Raw genomic sequence first — 4,982 nt, 5'->3', positions numbered from 1 at the left:
TCTCACTCAACCCCACCGGCTGACCCGCACCAGCCAGCAACAACGCCAAAATCAAACGCTGCTGCCGCGCACCCAGATCAACCTCAACCCCGCCCTGCCACACCCGCACCGGCCCAAGCACGCCGAAACGGAAGAAGTCGTCGTCGCCATCAGCCGACGGCATGGGAGAGTCCCCTCACGTCCACGCTATGTTCTCATTCGGCCGTCCGATATAGAACGACCGATCGTGCTTCCTGAGGGTACACGGCTCCTCCATAAAGGTCCCGTCAAGGCATTCTTTAGGCTCGATTAAGTTTGCGATTCGCCACCGAGAGAGAAGTCGTCATCACCCTCCGCACGGCAGTGGTTCATCCCGCAATGACGCTGACCGCGATACCGATCGACACGGTGTTGTAGACGAAGGAGAGAATCGAATGTGAAAGAATTTGCAAACGAATGGCCGAGGTTTGGGTCTCCACGTCGGACACGGAGAAGGTCGTCCCCAGCGTGAAGGAGAAGTAGGCGAATTCCACGAACGTCGGCTTGTCGATGTTCGGGAAGGCCAGCACCCGCTGCGGCAGGGCGGCGTAGTACGTCTTGGAGTAGCGCTCGGCGTAGCCGAAGTGCAGGATCGCCCAGGCGAACAGCACCGCCGGCACCCCCACAGTCGTGGCCGCCGTCTTGGCCACACCGTCCTCACTGGCAACGATCGACAGGCCGGCACCGATACCCACCAGGCTGGTGAAGACCGTGAACATCAGCCCGGCCCGCCCGCCGACGCCGTGCGCGAGCCATCCGGTCGCCGCATCCTTCCCGGAGCGTCGCAGACGGCCGATACGGATCACCAGATAGCAGCCGGCCAGCACGTCCCAGGCGAGCAGAATGAAGTTGGTGAGATCGCCAGAGGTGAACAACACCAGAAAACCGAGAAGGATGAGAGACGCTTCGATGGAGCGGGACACGATGAGCGCCGCTTTGCTGACCATGGACGTTCCTTAAGATCGACAGCCGTTGCCTTCCGCTACGACGCGAACGACGGGCAACAGTTCATCGACCCCGATCCCTACATCCAGTCACTCTGCGTGACCCTCTCGGACGTCCACGGCGGCGGCATCTCGCCCGCCGGGCCCGGGTCGTCACCGTCTCGGCGGCTATCGGCCTTCTCCGGCCGGCCCGGGGCGGCTACCCGAACGAACTGTGACGGCTGCCGCGCTCGCGCTTCCGGATGAACCCGGCGAACGGGCACACGTCACATCGGGCAGAACTCCGTACGACTCGACCGCGAGACGGGGGAACGTCCGATGAGACACACACCTACGAGCTACACCGTCGCCGGTGAGGACGAAGCCGACAACGTACGCCAGTTTCGCTTCTCTCGATGGGGTCCCCGAGGGCACGCTCTCGACCGCGACGTGCTGAAGAAGGTGGCACGGGCCATGACGGCACCCGTGCCGGTGGAGGTGCCCGGCTCCGCCGCCGTTCCGGCCGGCTACACCTATCTGGCTCTGTTCGCCGGGCACGACCTGACCATGGACCGGACCCGCGGGCGCCGCGACGAGCAGGTCTCCGTCCGCGACGTGCTCGAGGGCCGCTCGCCCGCGCTCGACCTCGACTCGGTCTACGGTCTCGGGCCGGACGACGCGGACGACGACCGGTTCTACGCACCCGACCGGGTCCGGTTCAAGGTGGGCCTCACGGCGGCTGTCGCCGGCGCGGGCACCGAGGTCAACCTCAACGGCTACGACCTGCCACGGGTCACCCACGGCGATACGAAGGCGGAGCGGCAGGCGCCGTTGATCGCCGACCCCCGCAACGACCACAGTCTGCCCCTGGCCCAGACCCACCTGGCCTTTTTGCATTTCCACAACCGGGTCGCCGACCGGCTGGGCGTGGACGGGCCGACCGGCCGGCAGCTGTTCCAGGCGGTCCGCGAGACGGTGGTACGTCACTACCAGTGGATGATCGTGACTGACGTGCTGCCCCGGGTCGTCGATCCGGCCATCCTGCACGACGTCTTCCTCAACGGCCGCCGGTACTTCGACGTGGGGGCGACGGGGACCCCGGCCCTGCCGCTCGAATTCGCCCTGGCGGCCTACCGCTTCGGGCACAGCATGGTGCGACCCGCATACGACTGGAACCGCATCTTCGACGGCGACCGCGGCACCCGGTCGCTGATGTCGGTCCTCACCGGACTCGGCGGAAACTTCGACCTCGCCGCAGCCGATGTCAGCGACCCGAAATCCGGGCTTCTCGAGCGGCTACCGACAGACTGGACGATCGACTGGCGGCGCCTGTACGACTTCGCCGGCGAGAACGCCCTCGACGACCTCGCCGCACCGGCCGGCCCCAACTTGGCCCGGCCGATCACGACCCGGCTGCTCGACGGGACTTCCGGCAACGAAGGCCCGGGAAGGACGGAACGCAATCAGGCGTTCCGTGACCTGGACCGGGCGGCGTCGACGGAGCTGGCCAGCGGCCAGCAGATGGCGGAGCTGCTCGGGATGCGCCCCCTGGAGGCCGAGCAGATCATCGCGGGCCGGCACGGCGCTGTCCTCGACGAACTGACCGACCGGCAACGTGCCGCCCTGGCCGCGAACACACCGCTGTGGTTCTACGTCCTGCGGGAGGCTGAGTTGTCCGGCGGGCGGCTCAGCGGCGTCGGCGGCCGCATCGTGGCCGAGGTGTTCCACCGGGCACTGGAGAGCAGTCGCGTCTCCATCGTCCGGGATCGCTTGTGGCGGCCTTCCCTGGGACCGTCCCGGGACACCTTCCGCATGACCGACCTGTTGCTCATCGCCTTCCAGGGCCGCCGGGACCGGCTCGCCCCACTCGGCGACACCGCACCGGCCTGACCCGGGCCGGCCGCCGGTGCGGTGCCGCGGTCACCGGCCGACGTTCCAGAGCGTCTCGTACAGACCATAGACACCCAGCAGCAGGGCGGGCAGGACGATCTGGCTGACGGTGAGCACGGGCCCCAGTTTGGAGGAATGAGTGTCCGGCGCCGGGCTCCGGCCGGCTCCCCAGAGCAGGACCGGCACACCGACTCCCATGGCGACCAGGCCGAGCATGAGAAGGACCGGCAGCTCGTACGCGTCGGGCCCACCGGCCCGCCCCGGCAGGGTGAGCAGGCTGAGGAGGCCGATCGTACCGGCGATGACCGGCAGGACGCCTTCGGGGGCGAGTCTGAAGGTGCCCGCCCTCAGGAACAGCACGGCGGTCGCGGTGATCGCCACGGCCAGCGTGAACGGCGCGTAATCCACGGTGAGGGCGATCAGGCCCGCGCCGGTCGCGACCGAGGCCACACTGACCAGCAGGACAAGGACCCGGCGGGCCTGGACGACCCGCTCGGCCAGCTGCTCTGGGTCGGCCTGCGGTTCCACCGTGGATGACGACGGGGAGAGCCACGATCCGGCCACCAGAGCTCCGGCCAGACGGGGCGCGGCGGCCAGGAACAGCACCCCGGCGACCACGACGGTCGCCGAGACCGCCGCACCCGACGCGTGGGTCAGCGCGGGAACAGCCGTCAGAATCGTGGCGATTCCGACCAGCACCGTCAGGGCGCTCAGCAGAACACCCGGCACGGCGACCAACGCGATGACGCAACCGACCAGGAGACCCACCTCGAGGTAGAAGAGGTGGGTGAGATCCAGCGCCGGTGATCCGGGGGCGAGGAAGGCGATCAGGGCCGTACACGGGATGGCGCCGCAAGCCAGCAAGGTACGCAACCGGCCGGGCAATACCCGAGGGTAACGCTTGAGTACGCGGGCCAGCACGGCGGCGCCGACGCCGGCCACGCCCGCGAGCACGTTGAGCAGGACACCGCGGTGGCCGGCCAGGCCGTGATACACGAGCGCGGCGACCAGCCAGAACTGCCCGACGATCACGGCCAGCCGGCCGACGGCCCGAACGTCCCAGCGGGTGGCCGCCGGATCCTGGGCCAGATCCGACACCACCTCCCAGACGGTGCGCACGGTCGGTTCCTTGTCCTCACCGGCGAGGGTGTCCCGCAGGTAGAGAACGGCGCCGTCCTCGACACCCTCCGCCGCCAGCGACGACGTCAACGGGTAGGGCGCGCCGACCGCCGGGGCCAGGCTCCAGGCCGGCGGCAACGTGTCATCCACCGGCTGGCCGCACATCCGGGCCAGCGCATCGTTGTACTCGGCGATCGGCGTCTCGGCGGGCAGAGCCAGATCGATCCGGTTCTCGGCGCCCACCACCGTCACCCGGCAACGTGCGTCGGTCAAGACGTACTCCAGCTACGCCGGTTGCCGTCCTCGACCAGGTCGTAGTTCTCGGCAACCACCCGCACGGCGTCGGCGATCTGCTTGAGCACGCCTTCGACCGGGCTGAACAGGGCGGTGGCGTCGGCGTTCCACAGTTCGGAGACGTCGGTGTACGCCTGGCCGGACTGACCGATCCACTGCTCCTTCAGGGGCGCCAGCTTACCGGCCAGCGTGTCCAGCTCCTCCTGAAGATGCTGGGCGACGGTGGTCAGATAGGCCGGCGCCTCGGTGATGCTGTGCGGAACCTCGATACGGGTGTTTTCGACGTCAGGCACGGGTGTCCCCCTCAGGATGAGAACCGGGCCGGGCTGAGCTTCGGCCCGGCGTCCATGTGTGGAGTGAGCAGCCTGATGTTGGTGTGCTCGGTGTTGACCACGGCATCGTGGTTCGCGCCCAGGTTCGTGGCGATGCCCTCCAGCGTCTGCCGCAGCCCCTCCGCGTGCTGGTGGTACTCGGCCATGAGGACCGTGAAGGTCCCACTGGCCACGCCCATCCACTGGCCGACGAGCTGGTCGACGTACCGGCCCAGCGCGCCCAGCTCAGCATTGATCGACATGGCCGAGTTCATGCTGTCGGTACGGCCCAGCGCCAGAGCTTCCGGTGTCAAGCCCCACGGTGAAGTCATGTGCCGCCTCCTGAGATGTCAAGCCGGAATCACCAGTTGCCTACCTTGCCCGGGCGTGAACCGCCCGGGCGAGTTCCCTTTCAGGGGTCCCCGAT

At 68.2% G+C, this 4,982-nt stretch carries 5 protein-coding genes; 1 reads left to right on the top strand and 4 read right to left on the bottom strand.

Annotation, left to right across the window (positions count from 1 at the left end):
- Nucleotides 1-347 precede the first annotated feature (347 nt).
- Nucleotides 348-965, bottom strand: a complete 618-nt coding sequence (locus ACGFJ7_RS45335; RefSeq protein ID WP_360261101.1) for a DUF1345 domain-containing protein — start codon at nucleotides 963-965, stop codon at nucleotides 348-350.
- Nucleotides 966-1,280: 315 nt separating this feature from the next.
- Between ACGFJ7_RS45335 and ACGFJ7_RS45330 the strand changes: the two genes are divergently transcribed.
- Nucleotides 1,281-2,831, top strand: a complete 1,551-nt coding sequence (locus ACGFJ7_RS45330; RefSeq protein ID WP_360261103.1) for a peroxidase family protein — start codon at nucleotides 1,281-1,283, stop codon at nucleotides 2,829-2,831.
- Nucleotides 2,832-2,861: 30 nt separating this feature from the next.
- On the opposite strand, the gene ACGFJ7_RS45325 is transcribed toward ACGFJ7_RS45330, so the two are convergent.
- From ACGFJ7_RS45325 to ACGFJ7_RS45315, 3 genes are read right to left on the bottom strand one after another with little or no spacing between them, the layout of a single operon-like run.
- Nucleotides 2,862-4,223 carry an EsaB/YukD family protein gene (locus ACGFJ7_RS45325; protein ID WP_392648553.1) on the bottom strand — a complete coding sequence of 454 codons (1,362 nt, stop codon included), beginning with the start codon at nucleotides 4,221-4,223 and terminating at the stop codon, nucleotides 2,862-2,864.
- Entirely contained in the window at nucleotides 4,220-4,537 is a 318-nt protein-coding gene (locus ACGFJ7_RS45320; protein ID WP_392648550.1) for a WXG100 family type VII secretion target, read from the bottom strand. Before ACGFJ7_RS45320 ends, ACGFJ7_RS45325 begins: the two co-directional genes overlap by 4 nt.
- A gap of 11 nt (nucleotides 4,538-4,548) precedes the next feature.
- Complete coding sequence (locus tag ACGFJ7_RS45315; protein ID WP_360261111.1) at nucleotides 4,549-4,887, bottom strand: WXG100 family type VII secretion target; 339 nt, start codon at nucleotides 4,885-4,887, stop codon at nucleotides 4,549-4,551.
- Between the last annotated feature and the right edge of the window lie 95 nt (nucleotides 4,888-4,982).

It is taken from the genome of Actinoplanes sp. NPDC048988, assembly GCF_043197815.1.
Taxonomy (GTDB): Bacteria; Actinomycetota; Actinomycetes; order Mycobacteriales; family Micromonosporaceae; genus Actinoplanes.
This window is presented reverse-complemented; position numbering and strand designations above follow the sequence as displayed.